The sequence below is a fragment of the Citromicrobium bathyomarinum genome (assembly GCA_001306305.2).
Taxonomy (GTDB): domain Bacteria; phylum Pseudomonadota; class Alphaproteobacteria; order Sphingomonadales; family Sphingomonadaceae; genus Alteriqipengyuania; species Alteriqipengyuania bathyomarina.
On record CP155577.1, the window covers coordinates 2,144,176 to 2,167,778 of the forward strand.

General features: G+C 66.0%; 18 protein-coding genes and 1 tRNA gene. 7 read left to right on the forward strand and 12 right to left on the reverse strand.

Features of this window, described 5'->3' with window-relative positions; translation table 11 throughout:
- Positions 1–49: 49 nt before the first annotated feature.
- The 5 genes from VO57_010775 to VO57_010795 all read left to right on the forward strand — a co-directional run bounded on the left by VO57_010775 (position 50) and on the right by VO57_010795 (position 3,424).
- Complete coding sequence (locus VO57_010775) at positions 50–838, forward strand: NAD kinase (GenBank protein XBL68617.1); 789 nt, start codon at positions 50–52, stop codon at positions 836–838.
- Positions 839–905: 67 nt separating this feature from the next.
- Positions 906–980 (forward strand) — tRNA-Asn (locus tag VO57_010780).
- A gap of 313 nt (positions 981–1,293) precedes the next feature.
- Complete coding sequence (locus VO57_010785; GenBank protein XBL68618.1) at positions 1,294–2,268, forward strand: GAF domain-containing protein; 975 nt, start codon at positions 1,294–1,296, stop codon at positions 2,266–2,268.
- A 30-nt stretch (positions 2,269–2,298) separates the two neighbouring features.
- Complete coding sequence (locus VO57_010790; protein ID XBL68619.1) at positions 2,299–2,487, forward strand: hypothetical protein; 189 nt, start codon at positions 2,299–2,301, stop codon at positions 2,485–2,487.
- A gap of 103 nt (positions 2,488–2,590) precedes the next feature.
- Entirely contained in the window at positions 2,591–3,424 is an 834-nt protein-coding gene (locus VO57_010795; protein ID XBL68620.1) for an IS5 family transposase, read from the forward strand.
- 357 nt (positions 3,425–3,781) lie between these two features.
- Here VO57_010795 and VO57_010800 read toward each other — a convergent pair whose 3' ends face one another.
- The 4 genes from VO57_010800 to VO57_010815 all read right to left on the reverse strand — a co-directional run bounded on the left by VO57_010800 (position 3,782) and on the right by VO57_010815 (position 8,411).
- Positions 3,782–4,582 carry a sulfite exporter TauE/SafE family protein gene (locus tag VO57_010800; GenBank protein XBL71327.1) on the reverse strand — a complete coding sequence of 267 codons (801 nt, stop codon included), beginning with the start codon at positions 4,580–4,582 and terminating at the stop codon, positions 3,782–3,784.
- Complete coding sequence (secA, locus tag VO57_010805; protein ID XBL68621.1) at positions 4,507–7,341, reverse strand: preprotein translocase subunit SecA; 2,835 nt, start codon at positions 7,339–7,341, stop codon at positions 4,507–4,509. Before secA ends, VO57_010800 begins: the two co-directional genes overlap by 76 nt.
- 104 nt (positions 7,342–7,445) lie before the next feature.
- Positions 7,446–7,712 (reverse strand): hypothetical protein, encoded by a 267-nt coding sequence (locus VO57_010810; GenBank protein XBL68622.1) that lies wholly within the window; start codon positions 7,710–7,712, stop codon positions 7,446–7,448.
- 54 nt (positions 7,713–7,766) lie between these two features.
- Positions 7,767–8,411, reverse strand: a complete 645-nt coding sequence (locus VO57_010815; protein XBL68623.1) for a TonB family protein — start codon at positions 8,409–8,411, stop codon at positions 7,767–7,769.
- A gap of 97 nt (positions 8,412–8,508) precedes the next feature.
- Between VO57_010815 and argJ the strand changes: the two genes are divergently transcribed.
- Positions 8,509–9,735: a bifunctional glutamate N-acetyltransferase/amino-acid acetyltransferase ArgJ gene (gene argJ / locus VO57_010820; protein ID XBL68624.1), complete on the forward strand. Its 1,227-nt coding sequence runs from the start codon at positions 8,509–8,511 to the stop codon at positions 9,733–9,735.
- A gap of 10 nt (positions 9,736–9,745) precedes the next feature.
- Positions 9,746–10,558 (forward strand): inositol monophosphatase family protein, encoded by an 813-nt coding sequence (locus tag VO57_010825; GenBank protein ID XBL68625.1) that lies wholly within the window; start codon positions 9,746–9,748, stop codon positions 10,556–10,558.
- Positions 10,559–10,565: 7 nt separating this feature from the next.
- Here the strand turns inward: VO57_010825 and trxA are convergent, their stop codons facing one another.
- The 8 genes from trxA to ahcY form a co-directional block, all read right to left on the reverse strand.
- Positions 10,566–10,886, reverse strand: a complete 321-nt coding sequence (trxA, locus tag VO57_010830) for a thioredoxin (GenBank protein ID XBL68626.1) — start codon at positions 10,884–10,886, stop codon at positions 10,566–10,568.
- A 48-nt stretch (positions 10,887–10,934) separates the two neighbouring features.
- Positions 10,935–14,435: a double-strand break repair helicase AddA gene (addA, locus tag VO57_010835; GenBank protein XBL68627.1), complete on the reverse strand. Its 3,501-nt coding sequence runs from the start codon at positions 14,433–14,435 to the stop codon at positions 10,935–10,937.
- The gene (gene addB / locus VO57_010840) at positions 14,432–17,431 is read right to left on the reverse strand and encodes a double-strand break repair protein AddB (GenBank protein ID XBL68628.1); all 3,000 of its coding nucleotides are present in this window, start codon (positions 17,429–17,431) and stop codon (positions 14,432–14,434) included. Before addB ends, addA begins: the two co-directional genes overlap by 4 nt.
- On the reverse strand, positions 17,424–18,143 hold the full coding sequence (locus tag VO57_010845; GenBank protein ID XBL68629.1) for a nucleotidyltransferase family protein: 720 nt from the start codon (positions 18,141–18,143) through the stop codon (positions 17,424–17,426). Before VO57_010845 ends, addB begins: the two co-directional genes overlap by 8 nt.
- Complete coding sequence (locus tag VO57_010850) at positions 18,140–19,123, reverse strand: phosphotransferase (GenBank protein ID XBL68630.1); 984 nt, start codon at positions 19,121–19,123, stop codon at positions 18,140–18,142. The genes VO57_010845 and VO57_010850 overlap by 4 nt, the downstream gene beginning before the upstream one ends.
- The gene (gene tsaE / locus VO57_010855) at positions 19,120–19,578 is read right to left on the reverse strand and encodes a tRNA (adenosine(37)-N6)-threonylcarbamoyltransferase complex ATPase subunit type 1 TsaE (protein XBL68631.1); all 459 of its coding nucleotides are present in this window, start codon (positions 19,576–19,578) and stop codon (positions 19,120–19,122) included. The genes VO57_010850 and tsaE overlap by 4 nt, the downstream gene beginning before the upstream one ends.
- Positions 19,575–21,929, reverse strand: a complete 2,355-nt coding sequence (locus tag VO57_010860) for a PAS-domain containing protein (protein XBL68632.1) — start codon at positions 21,927–21,929, stop codon at positions 19,575–19,577. Before VO57_010860 ends, tsaE begins: the two co-directional genes overlap by 4 nt.
- A gap of 91 nt (positions 21,930–22,020) precedes the next feature.
- Positions 22,021–23,412 (reverse strand): adenosylhomocysteinase, encoded by a 1,392-nt coding sequence (ahcY, locus tag VO57_010865; GenBank protein XBL68633.1) that lies wholly within the window; start codon positions 23,410–23,412, stop codon positions 22,021–22,023.
- Positions 23,413–23,603 lie beyond the last annotated feature (191 nt).

Genomic DNA, 23,603 nt, shown 5'->3' on the forward strand with positions numbered 1-23,603 from the left:
GCAGGCATCGCCTCCATAGGCAGGCGAACGGGTTTGAGAGAGGGTTTTGATGGCCGGCCAACCGACATACGAGCGGCTCGCGCTCGCGATATCGAACTCCGCGCTGGCGCAGGATACCGCCGCCGCGCTGCGCGATGCGCATGACTGGGTGCCGCAGGAAGAGGCGGAGGCGGTGGTCGCGCTGGGCGGCGACGGGTTCATGCTGCAAACCCTGCACAAGATGCTCGACAGCGGACGCATCCTGCCGGTTTACGGCGTCAACCGCGGCACGATGGGCTTCCTGATGAACAAGCACCGGCCCAAGGGCGCGCTGGTGGAGCGGGTCAACCGCAGCCGCCCGGTCGGCATCTCTCCCCTGCGGATGGAAGCGATCAACCAGAACGGCGACACCCGCGTCGAATGCGCGCTCAACGAAGTCTCCCTGCTGCGCGAGACGCGCCAGACCGCGAAGATCGAGATTCTGGTCGACGGCAAGACCCGGATCGAGGAGCTGGTCGCCGACGGCGTGCTGGTGGCGACGCCCGCCGGGTCGACCGCCTACAACCTGTCTGCCAACGGGCCGATCCTGCCGCTCGATTCCCAGCTGCTCGCCCTCACCCCGATCAGCGCCTTCCGCCCCCGCCGCTGGCGCGGAGCGATTCTGCCCGACCGTGCGAAGGTGACCTTCCGCATAAACGAGCCGTCCAAGCGCCCCGTGGCGGCCGTGGCGGACCAGAAGGAAGTGCGCGACGTGGCCGAGGTTCACGTTGAAATCGCACGCGATTCCGAGCTGACCCTGCTGTTCGACAAAGGCCACGCGCTGGACGACCGGATCGTCGCCGAACAATTCGTCGTGTGATTTTGCAGCAGGGGCTTGCGTTAATCTGAGCACCCCCATATAGGCGCGGGCCTGCCGACAAGGCTGCTCCCCGATAGCTCAGCGGTAGAGTAGGTGACTGTTAATCACTTGGTCGTTGGTTCGAATCCAACTCGGGGAGCCATTGAAGGCCGCGATAAATTCGCGACAGTCGGCAGGCCAGCTAGATATCTCCTTTTTTGACCTAGAGAGCTTGGGCCTAGTTGCCCCCTCAGGTGCTGTTCCCTTGTGAAGATAGCCTGATGGCGCCAACAGCCAAAGCTAGCTAAGGCGTCCACGGGAGGTTTATTGACCTCCAATTTTCTTATCGCCCGCCGCAATCGCAGGCCTCTCTGCCGCCCATCGCACGAGAACGATGGGGAAAAAATTGAGGGCCTGATTGATCCCAATTCCTTTCCGACCAAATTCGTGGCATCGAATTAAGGAGGGGGAAAGGTATGGTGAAGACGCTTGACGACTTAGAGGAGGAGGTCGCCTCTGCTTTCGAAGAAAGGTCTAAACGCTTTGTCCGCGCATCTCTGTTCATAAAAGGCGTTGTTATCGCTGGCGGCGCAGCGGCAGCTACAATAGCGCAATTTATGATGGATATGCCCGATAGCCCCACGGGGGTGCCGTGGTCTAGAATTATCGGCATAGGCTCGTCTATTATAGTCTTTATCGGCGGCCTCATTCTAGCTGTCACTGAAACCGACGCGTCAGAAGAGCTTCAGAAGGCGCGTGAAGCCATTCTCACTGCACGCTCAGTTCTCTCTCAAAACTCCCGCCTCCTACAATTTCGTCGCAGGTATCAAAATCTCATCGCTGCCAACGAGGCTCAGCGCACTTGGGCGGACTTCTCGCACTCCAGGCTCAGACAGACGGGGACCTCCGAGGAAGATACTGTAAAAGAGATGCTCGAGGACACCGGCCATTCTCTCTCTATCTCCTGCGGCTTTGAGCAAAATGACATTTGGTCGATAGCCATTCAACGTCCCATAGACGAGAACGGAACGAAGGTGTTGAGACCTATCGCGCACAAGCGTGCGGTCGATTGCTCGCTCGATAAGGCTCGTTCATGGCCTTCGGATGTGGGAATCAGCGCGAGGTGCTTTCAGACCAGAACTCCGGTGCTGGTGGGAGACATGAAGGACCCGGCAGTGCAATCAGCCTTGGGTACGCAATCAGTCCAACCAGACGTTTATCGATCTATTTACGCTCATCCTATAATTTTACAGGACGAAGATGAATGCTGGGGCGTACTGATCGCGACTAGCAACGTGCGCAATCACTTTTCGAAGAGCCAATTGCCGTCGGAAGAACATCACTCCTCACTCGCCCAGTTTGTGACGATGGCTCAGCTCGCGTTAGGCATAAGAAGGATGAGCGAGGAACTGGAGAAAACCTCCGACGCACCGAAACCCTCGGTCGATTAGTGCATTCTAACCTTTGAAAGGGAAATCAAGATGGCATCGGCTGCAATCGCCTCGCATGAAGATGCAATTTACGAGGTCAAAAGTTTCGCAGAAATGCGCATTGCCGAGTTGCTTGCAAAACAAGCGCGAGGTCACCTGTCACGTGACGAGACCTGCGAGCTCACCGAACTCCTCGCGCAGCGGCGCGCTGAACGGATGACCTTTGATTTGGACTCTTAGAGCCTGTCTTCAAAAGTAGTTGGGAGATATCAGCTGGTTGCGCTTGACGCGCTGGTGCATCGCTGATTCCGGGGTTTCGCCAGAAACGACCGAGGAATAAGCGATGTGGACCGATACCTCCCGGCAGCAGCATAGCCGCCCGGGTCTACGTTATCCAAGCGATTTGCGCGATGCCGAGTGGGCCTTGATCGAGCCTCTGTTGCCGCCCGCGAAACCTGGCGGCAGGCCGCGCTGCGCCGACCTGCGCGAGGTGATGAACGCGATCCTCTATCTGGCAACAAGCGGTTGCCAATGGCGGATGCTGCCCAAGGATTTCCCTCCGCTCTCGACGGTTCAACGCTATTTCTATGCCTGGCGCGACAGCGGCCTATGGCAGACGATCAATCACCTGCTGGTGATGGCTGCGCGCCAGATCGAAGGGCGCGAGGCCAGCCCCAGCGCCGGGGTGATCGATAGCCAGAGCGTCAAGACCACCGAGAGTGGCGGCCCACGGGGCTACGATGCGGGCAAGAAGATCATGGGACGCAAGCGTCACATCATCACCGATACGCTCGGACTGATGTTGTTCGTCACCATCCACGCTGCCAGCATTCAGGATCGCGACGGGGCGGTCGATCTCATCAAGGCAATCCGCTACCGCTTCCCGTGGCTGCGCCACCTCTTCGCCGATGGGGGCTACGCAGGCGACAAGCTCATCGGCGCGCTTCAAGGGCATGGGCAATGGACGCTCGAGATCGTGCGCCGCTGCGACACCGCCAGGGGCTTTGTTCTGCTCCCGCGCCGCTGGGTGGTCGAGCGCACCTTCGCCTGGCTCGGCAGATGTCGACGGCTCGCAAAGGACTGGGAAAGAACTATCGAAAGTTCCACCGCATGGACTACCATCGCCCACATCCGCCGCCTCACCCGCCTCATCGCAAGCCACTGCCAGATCGCATAAACTTCTGAGTCAGGCTCTTAGCTCCAACATCCCCCCTCTTGTGCAAGAATTTGCAGCGATACCGGTACTCCAATGGCCCGGCACTGGGCGCGAAACGTTTACCTTCGATCTTTGTTATGGGTTCCTCATTCGCTCGTACTTTGATGGGCGCGTCGATTAACCGAGTGTCCATTTTCCTACTCCGCCCCCACCCGCTAAACCCGCCGCACGATGGCGCGTGCGCACCTCTCCCCTGCCCGTCCAGCAAGGCCTCTCAACAGGCATTCCGCGCGGAGGGAGTTTTCCATCCCCTGGACTGTGTGTCAGGTGTGTCAGGGCTCGGCCCGCCAAACGCCTCGGACGGGGCAAATGCGCGCTTCAGCCGCCCGCGAGCAGCCTTACGCCCACGAACAGCGTCAGTGCCGCGGTCAGCCAGCGGATCAGTTGCGGCTTGAACAGGCGCACCGCGAACAGGCTGCCGATCTGGCCGCCGATCACCACCGCAATCATCAGCGGCAGGCCGGTGCTCGCCGCCGCGCCCAGCATGTCCGCGCCGTTCTTGCTCAGTTGGCCGACGAGGCCGAACAGCGAATTGACGAGGATGAACAGGCTGGCGGTCGCCGCGATCGCGCGCGGGCCGTTCCAGCGGACCAGATGGAGCAGCGGGGCGAGGAAGATGCCGCCGCCGATCCCCACCAGCCCGGCAAGATAGCCGAGCGGTGCGGCGGCGAGCAGCATGGCGCGCTTGGCGTGGCGCGGCGCAGGCTCTCCGTCCGGTGCGGCCCGCGCGCTGGTCTGGGGGAGGAGCAGCAGCGCTCCGGCAAGGCACAGGCTGGCGCCCAGCAGCGCCATGAAGGCCTGTTCCCTGATCGGGGTCAGCCCGCCCAGCAAGGCGGCGGGCGCGGCGATCGCGGTGAGGCCCAGCGCGCCGCGCCACGGGGTAATCCCGGCACGCGCGAACCGCAGCGTGCCGCCGCTGACGACCACCAGATTGCACAGCAGGGAGACCACCGGCAGCAGCCGGTAGTCCATCCCCGACAGGGCCAGCAAAGCACTATACGTCGATCCGCCACCAAAGCCGACCGACGCATAGAGCAGTGCGGTTACGCAGAAGGCGGCGAGGAGGGCGGCGAGGCCGATCCCGCGGCTCCCGCAACAGCCTTGGCCGCGCCGTGGCAGTGCTTGTACTTGTTACCCGAACCGCACGGGCACGGGGCGTTGCGGCTGATCTCCTGCCCCGCCCACGGATTCTCGGCCGTATTGCCCGGCCCTGCATTGGCGCGGGTCGAGCCGGCGAGCGAGCCGAACATCGCGGCGCGGCTTTCCGAACCGTCGCCATCGTTGGAATCGTCCAGTCCAGTCAGCGGGTCGATATGGCCGGTCAGGAAATCGGGCAGGTCGGGCAGCGCACGCTGGGGCGGCGCGATCCGCAGCTCGTTCTTGAGCAGGATGCTGGTCACATCCTCGCGCAGCGATTCCAGCATCTTCTCGAACAGGCCGAAGGCTTCCTGCTTGTACTCGTTGATCGGCGTCTTCTGCGCGTATGCCCGCAGGAACACGACCTGCCGCAGCGCGTCGAGCGTGGCGAGGTGTTCCTTCCAGTGGAAATCGAGCCGTTCGAGCAGGATGCTCTTCTCCACCCGGCGCCACAGCTGCGGATCGTTCTGCTCGATCTTGCGCTCCATCAGTTCGTCGGTCTCGGCGCGCAGACGTTCCTCGAACATCTCTGGTTCGACCGCGTCCTCTTCCAGCCACTGGTCGATCGGCGGCGTCAGGCCGAGCACTTCCTCGACCCGCGCCTTCAGGCCCGCGATATCCCACTGTTCCGGATACGATCCCGGCGGGCAGGCTTCGGCCACGATCGCGGAGATGGTGTCGTGCCGCATGTCGAGAACGACATCGTCGACGGTTTCGGAATCCATGATCTCAGCGCGCTGTTCGTAGATGACCTTGCGCTGGTCGTTCATCACGTCGTCGTATTCGACGACCTGCTTGCGGGTGTCGTAGTTGCGCGCCTCAACCTTCTTCTGCGCGGTCTCGATGGCCTTCGACAGCCACTTGGACCCGATCGCCTCGCCGTCCTTGAGGTTGGAGTTCATCATGCGGGAGAACAGCGTGTCCGGCCCGAAGATGCGCAGGAGGTCGTCTTCCAGACACAGGTAGAAGCGCGACAGGCCGGGGTCGCCCTGACGGCCCGAGCGGCCGCGCAGCTGGTTGTCGATCCGGCGGCTTTCGTGGCGTTCGGTTCCGAGCACGAACAGGCCACCGGCCTCCAGCACCTTGGCCTTGTCTGCTGCGACCTGCGCCTTGATCTTCTCGATCGCCCGGTCGCGCTCGGGCCCTTCGGGCATCTCGCCGACTTCGTCTTCGATCAGGAAGTCGAGGTTGCCGCCCAGCTGGATGTCGGTCCCGCGACCGGCCATGTTGGTCGCGATGGTAACCGCGCCCGGGCGGCCCGCCTGCGCGACGATATGCGCCTCACGCTCGTGCTGGCGGGCGTTGAGCACTTCGTGCTTGACGCCTTCCTTGTCGAGAAACTGGCTGAGCAGTTCGGACTTCTCGATGCTGACCGTACCGACCAGCACGGGCTGGCCGATGTCCGACTTCTCCTTGATCGCCTTGGCGATGGCCTGGAACTTGTCGAGCGTGTTCTTGTAGAACTCGTCGTCCTCGTCGATCCGCTGGACGGGGACGTTGGTCGGGATCTCGACCACGTTCATCTTGTAGATGTCCCAGAATTCCGCCGCCTCGGTCGCCGCGGTCCCGGTCATGCCGGAAAGCTTGGGATACATGCGGAAGAAGTTCTGGAAAGTGATCGAGGCCATCGTCTGGTTCTCGGGCTCGATCTTGACGCCTTCCTTGGCCTCGACCGCCTGGTGCAACCCGTTGGACCAGCGCCGGCCATCCATCATGCGGCCGGTGAATTCGTCGATGATGACGACTTTGTTGTCCTTCACGATGTAGTGATCGTCCAGCTTGAACATCAGGTTGGCGCGCAGGCCTTCGTTCATGTGGTGGACGACCTGCGTGTTCTCGACATCGTAGAGGTTGTCGGTTTCGAGCAGGCCCGACGCGACGAGGCGCTGTTCGATCTCTTCCGCGCCTTCCTCGGTCAGGGAGACGGTGCGGCTCTTCTCGTCGGTGTCGTAGAAGCCCACGCCTTCGCTGGCGCTGTCGGGGATCGCGTTGTGATCGGCGACGAAGTTCTTAATCACCTGATCGATCGTCACGTAGAGATCGGTCTTGTCCTCGGTCGGGCCGGAGATGATCAGCGGGGTGCGCGCTTCGTCAATCAGGATCGAGTCGACCTCGTCGATGATCGCGTGGTTGAACGGGCGCTGCACCATCTGGCTACGCTCGTGCTTCATGTTGTCGCGCAGGTAGTCGAAGCCGAACTCGTTGTTCGTGCCGTAGGTAATGTCGGCCTCGTAGGCCTCGCGCCGCTCGATCTCGCTGAGATTGGGTACGATCACGCCGACCGACAGGCCGAGCCAGCGATAGAGCTGGCCCATCCACTCGGCATCGCGGCGGGCGAGGTAGTCGTTGACGGTGACGACGTGGACGCCCTTGCCTTCCAGCGCGTTGAGATAGGTCCCCAGCGTGGCGACCAGCGTCTTGCCCTCACCCGTGCGCATCTCGGCGATCTCGCCGCGATGGAGCACGATGCCGCCGATCATCTGCACGTCGAAGTGACGCATCCCGAACACGCGTACCGAGGCTTCGCGCACGGTCGCAAAGGCTTCGGGCAGCAGGTCGTCGAGCTTGGCCCCCGCATCGAGCTGGTCGCGCAACTTGCTGGTCTGCGCGCGCAGCTCGTCATCGGAGAGCGCCTGCATATCGGGCTCGAGCGCGTTGATCTGCGCGACGATCTTGTGAAGCGACTTGACGTAGCGATCGTTGGAAGAGCCGAAGACGGACTTCATCACGGACTGGAACATGGGAATACGGGCCTTGCGATAATGGGATTATGCTGTGCAGCGCCCTGACACTGCGAGTGCCGGGCGGTCCTGCGAACGCGAAACGAAATGTGTGGGGTGACGCGCTATTCGAGCGCGCGATCGGGGCCGAGCTGGACCGTCGGCACAAAGATCACGGGGGTACGCGGACGGCAGACCCGTTCCAGCGCAATCCGCCAGTTGCGCACCCGAATCGCGGTGCTGCATTCGCACCGGGCGTCCTCCTTGTCGCTGCTGCAGACTTCCGCAGCCGAACCGGCCACGGAGCTTTCCGTGAACATCGCGCTTGCCGGCGTACCGACGGCGACGAGGCCGGTCAGAAAGGCAAGACAGGTGAGGAGAAGCCGAAGCATGCGGTCAGACATAGTCAAACGCGGGACAAAGTCCAAGGTGCAAACCTTAAGCACCTATTCGTTCTCGATCTCTTCGATCGTCGTCAGAATGCGGAAGGTTTTTGGGGTACCGGAGCCATCGGAGAAAGGCGCAAACGAGAACCCCTCGCAGAAGTTATTCAGAAGGCCTTCGGGCAAGTCCCGATTCACAGCGCCCCCAGACGTCTCCCACGTACAATCCGCCACCGTGCCATCGGGCCTGATCGTCATGACGATTTCCGTTCTGCCCGGCTCCGGATGCGGCACATCTGCGCCTATCCAGAAAGGGATCGGCGGCAGGGCGTAGGTTTTGCTAGGCACTTCGCCGGCCGCCGGGATTTCCCACGCCACGGTGGCTTCATAGGTTCCCTCGGCCGGGTCGCCCTTACTGTTGCTCGCCGGCTTGAATCGCGCCCTCTCGCGGACCAGCTGGCAGGTCAGTTGCTTGAGGTTATCGGGCGCGGTGCCACCGGTGGTCTTGCAGCCGGTCACCGTCCCCTCGGGCGAAACGGAGAGCTTGAAGGTGACCCTTCCCTCGTCCTCGTTGCTTATCGCAGCAGCGGGATAGTCATGAGCCGTGATCCATTCCTCCGGATTGGTCGGCTTAGGCCCCACTTGGGCCAACCCCGGCGTTGCCATTCCAAACAGCGCCGCAGCGCAGATCATCCGCCAGTCCAGCATCGTGGCCCCTTCTTTTGCTGCCTCACTCCTACCGCGTCGATCCCGGGGACGAAAGCCGCTTGCCTCGCCCGGAGAGCAAACCTAACCCGCGATTACTATGGACCTCGCCCGCTCCCCTCTCGCCCGGCCCTTCCCCGACATCCCGCCGATCGACGGCGTTACCCTGCGCATCGCGCGGGCGCGCTACAAGGAATGGGACCGGTGCGACCTGACCTTCGCCGAACTGGCGGAGGGCACCAGCGTGGCCGGCGTGTTCACGAAGAACCTGTGCTGTTCGAGCGAGGTCGAGCTGGGCCGCGAACAGGTGAAGGGCGGCAGCGCGCGCGCGCTGATCGTCAACGCGGGCAATTCCAACGCCTTCACCGGCTATCGCGGGCGCGAGGCGGTGGAGCAGATCATGGGCCAGGTGGCAGACCACCTCGGCTGTGCGACCAACGAGGTGTTCGTCTCCTCCACCGGCGTGATCGGCGTGCCACTGCCTAAAGACAAGGCGCGCGCTGGCGTAGAGGGGGTGCTCGATGCCCAGCCATGCAGCTGGGAGGACGCGACCAACACCATCGGCACGACCGACACCTTCGCCAAGGGCGCGCATGCCAGCGCGATGATCGGTGAGACGCGGATCGAGATCGCGGGAATCGTCAAGGGCAGCGGGATGATCGCGCCCGACATGGCGACCATGCTCGGCTACATCTTCACCGATGCGGCGGTCTCGCCTGCTTTCCTGCAGGAATGCCTTTCCGCCGCGAACCGGCAGACATTCTCCTGCATCACGGTCGATTCCGACACCTCGACCAGCGACACCGTGCTCGCCTTCGCGACCGGCAAGGCTGGCCATGCGCAGCTGACCTCAGCGAACGATCCGGGCGCGGATGCCTTCATGGCCGCGCTGCACGATGTCTGCCGCCAGCTCGCACATCTGGTCGTGCGCGATGGCGAAGGCGCGCAGAAGTTCATCGCGGTGCATGTCAGAGGCGCTGTGTCGGACGAGAGCGCGCGGACCATCGGCCTCGCCATCGCCAACTCGCCGCTGGTCAAGACCGCGATCGCGGGCGGCGATGCGAATTGGGGCCGAGTGGTCATGGCGGTGGGCAAGGCGGGCGAGCCTGCCAACCGCGACACGCTGTCGATCGGTTTCGGCGGGCACTGGGCCGCGCGCGAGGGACAGCCGGTTGAGGATTACGACGAAGCGCCCGTCGCCGCGCATCTCGCAGGGCAGGAAATCGACATCGCGGTCGATCTCGGCATGGGCGACGGCCGCGCCAGCGTGTGGACCTGCGACCTGACGCACGGATACATCGACATCAACGCGGATTATCGCTCCTGAGGAGAAACTCATGAGCGTACTCGACCGCGAAATTCTGGCCCTGATGCGCGATGTGGCGGAGCGGATCATCATGCCGCGCCACCAGGCGCTCAAGGCGACCGAAATCATCGAAAAGGCGGACGACGATCTCGTCACCATCGCCGACCGAGAGGCGGAGGTCGCGCTGGCAGAGGGGCTAGCGAAGCTGCACCCCGAAGCGGCCATCGTGGGCGAGGAATCGGTCCACGCCGACCCGTCGGTGATGGATCGCCTCTCCGGCACTTGCTGGATCATCGACCCGATCGACGGGACGAGCAATTTCGCCAGCGGGACGGGCCATTTCGGGATCATGGTAGCGCTGGCCGAAGAAGGCTTTGCGCAAGACGGCTGGATCTACGACCCGCAGCGCGACCGCTTCTGCGCGGCCCATCGCGGCCAGGGCGCGATGATCGACGGGGAGACGGTGACAGCGCGCGCGAGCGGCGCAAACCCGCCGCGCCTCGCCGCGATGAAGAAATTCATGACGCCCGAGCAGCGCCGCCAGTTCGAGCTGGAAATCGTGCCCAACTACACGCTGGTCCACGCGCCCGGTGCCGCGTGCGAGCAATATCCGCTGACCGTGCTCGGCGAACACGACGTTGCGATCTACGAGCGCACGCTGCCGTGGGACCACGCTGCGGGATCGCTGTTTCTCAATGAAGCGGGCGGCGCCTGCCTGCGCCTCGACGGCACACCCTACCGGGTCGACGATGGTCGCAGGGGGATGGTCGGCGCGGCGAGCCGCGAACTGTTCGACCAGCTGGTCGTGCGGCTGTCGGCGGCAGGCTACCAGCCCGCCGCCTGAGCACTTATCAGAGCTGTTCTTCGAGCCACGCCTTGAGCTGGCTCTTGGGCCGCGCGCCGGTCAGTTCGGCGGCGCGTTCGCCATTCTTGTACAGCACCAGATAGGGGATGCCCTGCACGCCCAGCTTGCCGGGGGTGTCGGTGTTTTCCATGATGTCCATCTTGGCGATGGTCACCTGATCGGCCAGTTCGTCGCTGATTTCTTCCAGCGCGGGCGCGATCATCTTGCACGGGCCGCACCACTCGGCCCAGAAATCGACCAGCACGGGCTTGTCGCTCTGCAGGACGTCGGACTGGAAGCTGGCATCGGTGACGGTTTTGGTGGCCATGGGGGATGTCTCCTGTTTCTTGGCTCGATATCTAGGGATGCGAAGCGATTACGCAAAGGCGGAGCCGGGCAAACTTAGCTGCTTGTCCCCCAAGCCGGGCTTGTGAGCGGCCAGAACCGCGTGCGGAAGCACGATCAGCTGCGGGGTCTGGGTATAGAGCAGCGCCGCGCAAATCCGCCGCCCGGGATAGATCGCGGCGAGCGCGTGGGCATAGGCGGACATCTGCCGCAGCGTCGCGGTGGGCACCTGTTCGAGCGATGTGGGCGCGCGGCGAGTGGTCTTGTAATCGACCACCAGCACCTCTTCCTCGGCCACACACAGCCGGTCGAGCTTGCCGGTGACCACCTGCCCCTCAACCGTCGCGGCGAGCGAGACCTCGGCCAGCGCACCGGGCGCGAACAGCGCGGCGAAATCGGGATGGTCGAGCACGCCAAGCGCCTGCTCCAGCATCGCCGCGCGCGCCCCCTCCGACAGATCGCCGGCCTGCGCGGCGAGCCATGCCGAGCCCCGCGCCTCGCGGTCCTCGGGCGCGATATCGGGCATGCGTTCGAGCAGGCGGTGGATCAGCGTACCGCGCTGCGCCGCCTCGGCCCCGGTCGCCAGCCCCGGTGGGTTCGGCGCGAGGTCGTCCCCGGCGGCAGACGGCGCGAGCGGTCGCGGCGGGCTCGGCTCGGCGGCGGGAGCGCGGGTGGCCCATTCAGGCAGCGCGGGGCGCTGTGCTCGGCTCGCTGCATCGGGAGCGGGCGGCGCGATATCGGCCAGCGTGCCCAGATCGTGCCGCTCGCCCCAGATCGGGTCGGAGACGCCCTCCCCCTCGCCCCCGCCTTCGCTGTCGAACAGCGCAGCGGCCTGCGCATACCAGCTCGCCTCGGGCACGTCCTTGTCGCTCGGCAGCAATGCGCCGCCGATATAGAGCGCTTCCTCGGCGCGGGTCATCGCGACGTACATCAGCCGCCAGTGCTCCTCGCGCTCGCGCGCCTTCTTCGCTTCCTCGGCCGCGACCACCGGCCCCGCCTTCGCCTCCTTGGGCAGCGAGGGAAGCGGGACGGTGCGCCCGTCATCGGTCGCCAGCTCGCCCGCGCGCGCAGGGCCGCGATCGGGATTGCCGGTCGCATCGGCGAGGATCACGATCGGTGCCTGCAACCCCTTCGAGCCATGCGCTGTCAGCACGCGCACGGCATCACCGCTGCCCGCCGCTTCGCGCTTCAGTTCCTCGTCCGAAGCATCGAACCAGTTGAGGAAGCCCTGAAGGCTGGGCGTGTGTTCGGCGCAGTAGGCGAACGCCGCGCCGACCAGTTCGTCGATCGGATCGTTCGCCTCGCGCCCCAGCCGCGCGACCAGCTTGCGCCGCCCGTCCCACGGACCGGTCAGCAGCCAGTGGAGCAACGCCTGCGGATGCTCGTAATCGACCCGCGCCAGCAGCGCGCGCAGCCGGTCGGCCGTCGCCATGCACAGCGGCGCGTCGCTGCGACGGATATGGTCCCACAGGCCGACGCTCTTGTCGCGCAGGCCATGCTCGAGCAGGTCGTCCTGCGACCAGCCGCCCAGCGGAGAGACCAGCAGGTTGGCGAGCATCAGGTCGTCCCTCGGCTGCGCGGCGAAGCGCAGCGCGGCGAGCAGATCCTTCACCGCCAGCGGAGCGCCCAGCCGCAGCCGATCGACGCCCGCCACCGGCACGCCCGCCGCATGGAGCCGCGCGACGATCAGCCCGGCGAGCGCGCGGCGCTTGCGCACGAGGATCATGATATCGCCCGGCCCGGCCCGGCGCGTGCCGCCCTTGGTCAGCGGGTGGCCGTCTTCGAGCCACTGCTTCACCTGCGCGGCAATCCGGTCCGCCATGCGGCGCTCTGGCGCGGGCAGCCAGGTTTCCGCACCGTCTTCCTCGACCGCTTCGGGATCGTCGCTTTCCTCGGCCCTGATCGGTGCCCACAGCGTCACCCGCCCGGGACGATCTTCGCCGGTATGCTGCACCTCTTCGCCCGGCATCCCCATCGCCTGCGTGCCGACATGCGCCACCGCGCGGTCGACGAAATCGAGGATCACCTGCGATGATCGGAAATTGCGCTCCAGCCCCAGGCGGGCGAGCGGCGCGAGCGGGACCAGCGGGGCCTCGCGGGTTTCATGCGCGAGCGCCTCGGCATTGGCGATCGCGCTGTTGATCCGCGCGTCATATTGCTCGCGCTTGTCCACGAACAGGCGCGGTTCGGTGCCCTGAAAGCCGAAGATCGCCTGCTTGTAATCGCCGACCACGAAGATCGTGCGCAGCCGCGCCCCCGCCGCACCCAGCCCATCGAAGAAATCCTGCGTCAGCGCGTCGATGATCGCCCACTGGCTGTCATTGGTATCCTGCGCCTCGTCGACCAGGATGTGGTCGAAACTGCGGTCGAGCTTGTAGCCGATCCACTGCGCCATCTCCGAATTGCCGAGCAGCGTGGCCGCGCGTGCGATCTGGTCGTCGAAATCGACGAGGCCATGCACCCGCTTCGCCTCGTCCCACCGCAAGGCAAAGCGCCGCCCCAGTTCGAGCGCGGGGGTGAGATATTCCGCGAGTGCGAGCAGCGCGAATTTATCCCGGATCGCATCGAGGCTGGCCTGAACCGCCGCGACATTGCCCTCGTAGGTCGGGTCGCGCTTGACCAGATTGGTCAGGTTCTTGGGCTTTGAGCCGTCTGCGACCAGCAGGCTGCCGTTGAAACAGGCAAGCGTGGCGAGGCGCTGATCGGGATCGGCAGCGAGCCATGCGGAGATCGGCTCCGCCGCGTCGCGCCCGCTCTTTGTGTTCCAGTCCTGCAAGGTCGCAAGGCATGCGCGCAGAGAGCCGCAGTCGAACCTGTCGTCGGCGCATTCGCGCACCAGGTCGGCCTCGGAAAAATCGCTCGGCAGGCCTAGCATCGCGAGCACCTGCCGGCGCATCGGGCTCTGCCAGCCCTGCGGCCCTTCCCACAGCTCGCGTGCCTTGGCGCAGGCCATCAGCCATTGCTTGACCCCGTCGGGCCCGAGCCTGAGCGAGAGCATCGCCAGCGCGCTGTTATCCGCCTCGTCCGCGTTGGCGACCAGTTCGGTCAGCACCTCGCGCGCGAGCAGGCCGCGCGTGCGATCGTCCATCGCGACCGTGCCCGGCTCCAGCCCCGCTTCCTCGGGAAAGGCGGCGAGCAGGTATTGCGCAAAAGCGTGGATCGTATCGATGCGCAGCCCGCCGCCGGGGCAATCGAGCACCCGGGTGAACAGCGTGCGGGCATGGGCCAGCGTTGTCGGATCGACCTTCGCCCCGATGGCGCGCAGGTGCTGGGCCAGCAGGGTTTCCTCCATCCGCACCCAGCGGGCCAGCGTCTCGTTCACGCGGGTCGCCATCTCCGCCGCGCCCGCCTTGGTGAAGGTGAGGCACAGGATCGATCCGGGCTCCACGCCGGGCTGCAACAGGAGGCGCAGCACGCGCGCCGAGAGCACCTGCGTCTTGCCGGTGCCCGCGCTGGCGGAAAGCCACACGGAATGGCCCGGGTCCGCCGCGTGGCCCTGTTCCGGCAAAAGCGTGTGGATTGTGTCGCTCATCGCGTGGCCCCCGGCTCGCTCTCTCGGCCCAGCCATTCCTCCAGCCGCATCAGCTGGTCGTAGGTGGCATACAGCTTGAGGTCGGGATTGGGCCGCGCGGTGAAGGGCGCATCGCCGAGGATCCAGGTGTCGAGCGCTTCGGCAAGGTAGCGCCGCGTTTCGGGCAGGAAATCGTCGGGCTCCATCCCTGTGCGGGCATTGCCGATCTTCAGCGGGGTGGTGACGTAGCCAAATCCCGTGTCCGACTTCGCATCGCGCCCGAGGGACCAGTATTCGAACCGCGTTGGCACGCCTTCGATGCCGCGATCGGCATAGGCGCCCTCCTCCACCAGCAGGCCCAGCGTGCCGAGCTGCAGCGCGAAGCCTTCCTCGACCATCCGCTTGGATGGCGGGCCGCCGGTCTTGTAATCGACGATGGCGTAGCTGCCGTCGGCCAGCCGGTCGATCCGGTCGGCGGTGCCGGTGATCTCGACGCCAGAGAACAGGTGACGGCCCTTCTGCTCGACCGCAACGATCCGGCGATCGGGATCGGAACTCACCTCATTCTCGATCCATTCGAGCGCGGCCATCAGGCGCGGCTCCCAAAGCGCACGGGTCAGCGGGTGCGCGTCCATCGCGCCCAGATGCTTGGTCGCCAGATCGACCAGCGCCCCGCCCTGCTTGTGCCATTCCTCCAGAATCGCGTGGGCGAGCGTGCCCTGCCACGCGGGGCTGGGTTCTGAGTCGAGCGGGTCGCGCTCCTTCAGCCGCAGGATCGCATTGGCGTAGAACTGGTAGGGATCGGAGCGTAGCCGGTCGAGCGCGGTCGCGCTGATGGTCACCCGACGCACTTCGGCAGGCGGGCACGGCTGCGGCACCGGATAGAGCGGCGCAGGATCGGCATCGCGCAGGGCGTCGACCAGCGCGGGCAGCTCGCTTTCCTCATGACGCTTGGCCAGATCGCCCAGCAAGGCCTTGATCCGCAGGAAGAAACGCGATGGAATCGCAGGCCCGTTGGCATCGAGCGCGGCGCGGGTGAGCAAGACCTGCGGCGCGCCCAGCGCACCCGCCAGATCGTGCGCGGCAAGCCCGATGCGGAACTCGCCGCCGGGCACGCCCAGAGCGCGCAGCACCGGCGGGGCGAGTAGCGGATCGGGCGAGGCGCCGCCCGGCCAGGTGCCTTCGTTGAGGCCCGCGCAGATAATCAGGTCGGCCCGCGCCATCCGGCTTTCGAGCAGGCCGTAGACCGCCACGCGCGGGTGCCCACCATAGGCCGGGCGCACCGCGACCCGCTCCATCGCATCGGTCAGCACATCATGCACCTCGCGCGGGTCGATCATGGTGCCCGCCGCGCTCGCCTGCTGGCGCAGATCGTCGACGAAGCTGCCCAGCGCGCGGCCATCCTCGCGGCCCCAGACCGCTTCGCCGCAGAATTCTTCCAGCACCTGCGCCAACGTTCCGAGCAGTTCGGCGAGCGGCGCGTCCTCGTCCCGCTCCATCAGCGGGGCGAGCCTGTCCGCAACCGTGCCCCACCATGCATCGACATCGGCCTTCGCAGCGATGGCGCGCAAGGGCGCGAGGCCGGGTGCCGGACGCGGGCCGCGCAGCCGGTCCTCGAACCGGCGCAGCGCATCGAGCCAGTCGGCCCGCGCGCCACCGGAATCCTCCGCCCCCGCGACCCCGACGAAGGGATGACCGAGGAACGCAATCAGCGGCACCGGCGCGGCCCGTTCCGCAATCACCTGCGCCAGCAGCAGCAGCGCGCGGCCAGCAGCGGTATCGCACAGCGGTGCGCCCGCCGAATCGTCGGCCTGAATATCCCACCGGCGCAGGTGATGGACGATCCGCCGGGCGAGCGAGCGATCGGGAGTGACCACCGCCACGCGCTTTTGCGGCTCTTCCAGCTTGCGGCGCACCGCCAGCGCGACCGCCTGCGCCTCCTCCTCCGGATTGCCCGTTTCGAGCAGCTGCACCGCCGCCAGACGGCGCTTCTCCGATGGCAGCTCGACCCAGCTCTTGCTCGCCTGCGGAGGCAGGAACAGCGCGCTGACCGCGTGGGTCCGGTCGGGGTTCGCGGCAGTCAGCCCGCGCCGGTGCCATTGTCGCACCTCGCCGCGATTGACGCCCATCCGGCCCAGCAGCAGCTTGAGATGATATTGCGGATGGGTCGGCGCATCATGGCGGCCCAGCCGCTCGCCATCGGCATCGTCGGACTGGCCCGCGCGGCCAAGCTCGTCCCACGCCTCGTCTGACAGCGCGAGGTCGAGATCGGGCAGGATCACCGCGCCCTGCGGCAGCTCGCTCACCACCCGCAGCAGCCGCGCGAGCGCGGGCGCGGCGCTGGTGACGCCTGCGGCGACGATCGGCGTGGCGGGCGGCTCGGCGCGCCAGCTTTTCGCGGCATGGGCGAACAGCTGGTTGCGCCGTGTGGCGGAATCGACGCGGCCCATCGCCTGCAACTCGGCGAGCCAGCGCGCCTGCACCCTTGCAAAGCGCCGCAGGCTGTCTTGCCAGTGCCCGGCGACCGAGCCGACCACGTCGAGCACCCGGTCCCCCAGCAGATCTTCGGGAGCGATTTCTTCGACCAGCAGGCGGTCCATCGTCTCGGCAATCATCCGCGCCTGCCGGAACAGCGGCGGGCCTTTCGGAGCCCCCTTGCCAATCTCCTCCGCCAGCAGCGCGGCGAGCCGCAGCCAGCGGAGGGTCGGGTCGACGGCTGGCGGAATCTCGTCGGCCCCCAGCGGATCGAGCAGCGGGCCGAGCGCTTCGTCGAGTGAAAGGTCGCCGATGGTGACCATGCGCGGCAGCAGCAGGCCCGCGCCGCCTTCGTCGCCCATATGGCGCACGAAGGCTTCGCTCACCGTGCGGATCGCGCGCCCGCTCGGCAGCAGCAGGGTCAGCCGGGCGAGGCCAAGGCCGTCTTCGGAATATCGCGGAACCAGACCCGCCACCAGCGCATCGGCAAACCCGCGATGGGCTGCGATCGAAAAAACTTGCGGTCGCGTAGCGTCAGCCACGCGACAGCGCCTCCTCGGTCGGGCGGATCGCCTGCGGCGTGCCGACCTCGAACCAGTCGCCGGTGAACGGCAGGCCGAACAGTCGCCCTTCCTCGATCGCGCGGTTCCACAGGATGTTGGTCGAGAACTTGCCCTCGGGCGCATCGCGCAGCAGGCGGTGGGAAACCAGCTGGATGCCGGTGTAGATGAAGGGCGCGATGCGCCCCGGCTGTCGGCGCGAGACCTTGCCCGCCGCATCGAGATGGAAATCGCCCGGCCCGTCGAAATTGGCCGCGCGCTTGTGCGGCACCACCAGCACCAGCGCGTCCATCCGCTCCGCATCCCACAGCATCGACAGGTCGGCAAAGGCGTTGCGCGGCCCGTCGAGCCAGATGTTGTCCGAGTTGAGGCAGAAGAACGGATCGGGCAGCAGGCCCTGCGCCTTGATCATCCCGCCGCCGGTTTCCAGCAGTGCGTCCCGCTCGTCAGAGATGGTGACCTTGGGGTTCGCCCGCCCGGTCACATGCGCTTCGAGCGCGTCGGCCAGGTAATGGACGTTGACCACCGCGCGCGCGACGCCCGCATCGGCCAGCCGGTCCAGCGTATGGTCGATCAGCGGCTTGCCCGCGACGCGGACCATCGGCTTGGGCATGGTCGCGGTCAGCGGACGCATCCGCTTGCCCAGCCCTGCCGCCATCACCATCGCGGTATCGGACGCAAGAAGGCTGCTCATGCCTCAAGAGCTCCGTTGCGCGCGCGTAGATCGGCCGGGATATTGGCCTTGAACCACTGCGCCACCGGAGCCAGCGCGGGGTGCGCCAGATCGCGCTCCAGCGCCTCCCACACGCGCGGGATCAGGGCGAGGTAGCGCGGCTTGCCGTCGCGCTCGTTAAGCCGCGCGAAGATGCCGACGATCTTGGTGTTCCGCTGCGCGCCGAGCCGTGCGTAGTCGGCATCGAACTCGTCGCCGCAATCGGCACATTCGCGATAGCGGGCGAGCATCCGCGCCTCCAGTTCGGGCGTCACATCGCGGCGCGCATCCTGCAGCAGGGAGACAAGGTCATAGGCCGGGTGGCCGACCAGCGCGTCCTGAAAATCGATCACGCCCTGACTGCCCGCCCCGCTATCGGGCGCGAGCAGCATGATGTTTTCCGCGTGATAGTCACGCAGCACGGTCACGCCGGGCTGCTGGTTCGCGGTCAGCGGGGCGAGCACTTCGCGCCAGGCGGCATCGAACTCATCGCTATCGACTTCCAGCCCCAGCGCCGGGCAATACCACTGCGTGAATAGCTGCGCCTCGCGCAGGTAGGTTTCTTCGTCATAGGGCGGGAAAGGCCCGGCGGGCTTGCGGTGCAGATCGGCGAGCGTGTCGATCGCAGCGGAATAGGCCTCGTCCTCGGCGGCCGGATTCTCGTCCAGCCAGTCGCGCATCCGCGCATCGCCGAAATCCTCGATCAGCACCCAGCCATTGTCGAGATCCTCGGCATAGATCTGCGGCGCGCGGATCTGCTGGTCGAGCAGCCAGCGCCCGACATGCAGGAACTCGCGCGGCTCCTCCGGCGGGGGCGCGTGCATCAGCATCGCGCTCTTGCCTTCATGGTGGAGCCGGAAATAGCGGCGGAAGCTGGCATCGCCGGTCAGCGGTGCGATCTGCGCCCCGGCCCAGCCTGCCGCGCCGAGGAAGTCGTGAATACCGTCAGGCAATGTCGTCATGGCGCGCGTCCTAGCCAATCTGCCCCGCCTTCGACAATCGCCTTGCGACCAGCTTGCGCATTTGCCCCCGCGAAAGATACGTCGATGGAGAGGCAGGCGGGCTCGTGCGCGAAGCCGCCCGCGCGTTCGGGCCATTCGGCGATGAGCACCGCGCCCTCGCGATAATCGTCGAGGCCCAGTTCCTCGACCTCGGCAGGGTCTTCGAGGCGGTAGAAATCCGCGTGCGCGACCGGCGGCTGGAGCGCCTCGTACATTTCGATCAGGGTGAAGGTCGGCGATGGGACTTCGCCCGCGTGACCCGCCGCGCGCAGGATCGCACGGGCGAGCGTGGTCTTGCCCGCGCCGAGCGGACCGGACAGCGCAATCACGTCGCCGGGGCGCATGTCGGCGGCGATCCGCGCGCCCAGCGCCTCCATCGCCGCGAGATCGGGCAGGTCGATCGCTGTTCGCGTCATGCCAGCGGCAACCACAGGCTAACGCTGGTGCCGATGCGCTTTTCGGAATGGATATCGAAGCGCCCGCCATGCGCCTCGATCAGCTGCCTGGCGAGCGGCAGGCCCAGCCCCTGCCGGCGGGTCGCCTCCGCCCCGCCCTCACTCGCCGAGCGCATCCCGTCGAGCGCCAGCGCCAGCTCGTTCTCGTCCATGCCGCGGCCATTATCCGAGATCACGATCCGCACTCCGCCATCCTGCTTCGCCAGATCGACCAGAATGCGGCCCTTTTCTCCGGAGGCTTCGATTGCATTGTCGAGCAATTGCCCGATCGCACGGCCCAACTGGCGCGGATCGGCCTGCAATTTGAGTGCCTGGCTGCCGCGCAGGTCGAGCGTGATCGACTTCGTCTCGATCACATCCTCGCGCGCCCGGGCCACGCCGGTGACGAAGGCCAGCAGCGACAATTCGCGCCGCGCGATGGGCAGCAGCCCCGCCTCGCTCTGCGACAGGTCGAGCACGTTTTCGACCTGGTCTGTCAGCCGTGCGACCGATTCGATGATCGCGGCGACATATTCCTTCGCGCCATCGCTCAGCGGCCCGGCAACCTCGGCCTGCAACAGCTCGGCAAAGCCGCCGATCGAGGTCAGCGGCGTGCGGAATTCGTAGGACATGTTGGCGAGGAAGCGGGTCTTGACCTTGTCCGCCTGCTCCAGCGCTTCGGCGCGGTCGCGCAGCGCGGTTTCGGCCTGTTCATTGGCGGTCACGTCCAGCGTGGTGAGCAGGCCGTTGCCATCGGGCAGCGGGATGCCGGCAAATTCGATCGTCCGCCCGTCGGCCAGCTGGAGCCGTCCGGCCCGCTCCTTGCGGTCGAGCGTGGCGGAGCGGATCACCTCGCCCACGCCCTTGGCCTGCTTGGGCCGGGCGAGATTGGGCTGGATCAGGCCGAGCAGCGCATCGACCGAGGGGTGTTCATCCAGCGCATCGGGTTCCAGCCCCCAGGTCTCGGGGAAGCTGTGGTTCCACAATTGCAGCCGACCGTCGGGCGCGAACACCGCGAGCGCTTCGAACAGGCTGTCGAGCATGGCGGTGCGCGTGCGCAGCAGCGTGTCGCGGTTGGCCGCCAGGCTCAGCTGTTCGGTCCGGTCTTCGAGGATCAGCGCGAGCCCGCCATCGGGCATCGGCTGGCCGACCACCTGCAGATGCGTACCGTCGGACAGCGGCCAGTCTTCCTCTTGCGTATCGCCCGCCTCGAACCAGGCCATGCGGTCCTTTCGCCAGCTGGGGAAGTCGCGCACCTCGGGCAGGCGGCCTTCGTCGCGCGCATCGCTGAGCAGGCGTTCGAACGGCGTGCCCAGCCCGCTGGCGCCCGGGCGCACGCCCAGCAGGCGGCGGAACGGCTGGTTGGCGAAGGTGAGCCGTCGCTGGTCGTCGAACTGCGCCACGCCGACCGAGAGACGATCGAGCATGGAACGCTGCGCCTCGCGATAGGCGCGGTGTTCGCGGGCCAGATCTTCCTGTTCCTGAATATCGACTGCGTAACCGGCCACCCCTTCCTCGGCCAGCGGCAGGTCGGATACGCGAAAGCGCCGCCGCATCCCGTCGACATTGGTGACCGAAACAACCCGTTCGATTGGCGCGCCGCTTTCCGCCGCCTGCCGCGCGATCTCGGCCGGCGGCTCCCCGTCGACCGCTTCGACCAGCTCGATCTGCTGGTCGATCACGCTTTGCGCGTCATCGGCCCCCACGGCTGCAACATAGGCTTTGTTGACCAGTTGCAGCTCCATATCGGCATTGCGGAACCACATCGGCGTGGGCGCGGCCTCGATCAGGCCGACCAGCGCTGCGAAATCGGATCGGGCGCGCGCTGCCTCCTTGCGCATCCGGCCCAGTTCGAGCTCGCTCTCGCTGAAATCGAACACCCAGATCAGCGCTGCGCCCGCGGGCGAGACCTGCGGATCGGCGAGGCTGCCGCGCAGGGCGAGGCTGCGCGAGGAGCCGGGCAACGTCACCGCCATGCGGAACGGCGCGGCGGATTTCTGCGCGAGGCGGACCTTCTGGGTCAGTTCGTCGAGCTGTTCACGGCTCAGCCCGCGGTCGGGATATTTGGCCAGCTCGCTGATGAACTGCGGCAGCTGATCAAAGCCGAGCCAGTGGGCAAGCCTGTCGCTGCCTTCCAGCCGTCCGTCGCTGCGCACCACCAGCGCGGCGGCGGGTGCCTCGTCCAGCAGGCGCGCCATCCGCTTGGCATTGCGGCGCGCGGCCTCGGCCCCGCGCGAACGCGAGGCGGCGGCGATCATCAGCCACGCCGCAGCAGCGGTCCACGCCGCGAGCAGCAGGCCGAGCAGTGCCAGCGCGGTTGAGCCTAGGTCCATGAGAATCAGCTAGGCCCGGCAATGATCGCTTGGCAACCACGCCGGGCCTGCAAGACGGGCGAGTTTCCCCGCCCGTGAGATGATCGCTGGCTTAGTAGCGATAGTGCTCGGGCTTGAAGGGGCCTTCCTGGGACACGCCGATGTAGTCGGCCTGTTCCTTGCTCAGCTCGGTCAGCTGGACGTTGAGCTTGGCGAGGTGGAGCGCGGCAACCTCTTCGTCGAGGTGCTTGGGCAGAACGTGGACCGCGTTCTCGTATTCGCCCGCCTTGGTGAACAGTTCGATCTGCGCGAGCACCTGGTTGGTGAAGCTGGCGCTCATCACGAAGCTGGGGTGGCCGGTCGCGTTGCCGAGGTTGAGCAGGCGGCCCTTGGACAGCAGCAGGATGCGCTTGCCATCGGGGAATTCGACCATGTCGACCTGCGGCTTGATCTCGGTCCACTTCATGTTGCCGAGCCCTTCGACCTGGATCTCGTTATCGAAGTGGCCGATGTTCCCGACGATCGACATGTCCTTCATGGCGCGCATGTGATCGACGGTGATCACGTCCTTGTTGCCGGTGGTGGTGACGAAGATGTCGGCGCGCTTGGTCGCCTCTTCCATGGTCACGACTTCGTAGCCGTCCATCGCGGCCTGCAGGGCGCAGATCGGGTCGATTTCGGTGACCATGACGCGCGCTCCGGCACCGGCCAGCGAAGCTGCCGAGCCCTTGCCGACATCGCCGTAGCCCGCGACGCAGGCGACCTTGCCGGCCATCATCACGTCGGTGCCGCGACGAATCCCGTCGACCAGCGATTCCTTGCAGCCGTACTTGTTGTCGAACTTCGACTTGGTGACGGAGTCGTTCACGTTGATCGCCGGGAACGGCAGCTTGCCCGCCTTCGACAGCTGGTAGAGGCGGTTGACGCCCGTGGTGGTCTCTTCCGACACGCCGCGCACGGTTTCGACCGTCTTGGTCAGGTAGCCGGGCTTGCGTTCGATAAAGGCCTTGAGGGCGCGCTGCATTTCGCGCTCTTCCTCGTTGGTCGGCGCGGGCATTTCCTCGCCCGCTTCGATCCGTGCGCCCCACAGCGCGAACATGGTCGCATCGCCGCCATCGTCGAGGATCATGTTGCAGGGCTCATCGCCCCAGTCGAAGATGTGCGCGACGTAGTCCCAGTATTCGGCCAGCGTTTCGCCCTTCACGGCGAACACCGGAATGCCCTGATCGGCGATCGCGGCGGCGGCGTGATCCTGCGTCGAATAGATGTTGCAGGTGGTCCAGCGCACGTCCGCGCCCAGCGCGACGAGCGTTTCGATCAGCACCGCGGTCTGGATCGTCATGTGCAGCGAACCGGCGATCTTCGCGCCCTTGAGCGGCTTGTCCTTGCCGTACTGTTCGCGCAGCGCCATCAGGCCGGGCATTTCGGTTTCGGCGATCGCGATTTCCTTGCGACCGTAGTCTGCCAGGCCGATGTCTGCGATAATATTTGCGGGGGTAGCCATGCTAGCTCCTTTGGGTTTGGTGGGCATACGCCCTTGAAGGCGCAGGGAACCCGGGGAATGTTCCGTTGCGGGCGTTGAGGTGCCGCGCAGATTGATACGGCCCATATAAAGACTTCTTTATATCTGCAAGCGATGTGCGCCGGTGAATGCGCCCGAAAATTCTTTGCGTGCGACGAAAAGCGCCCAAACGG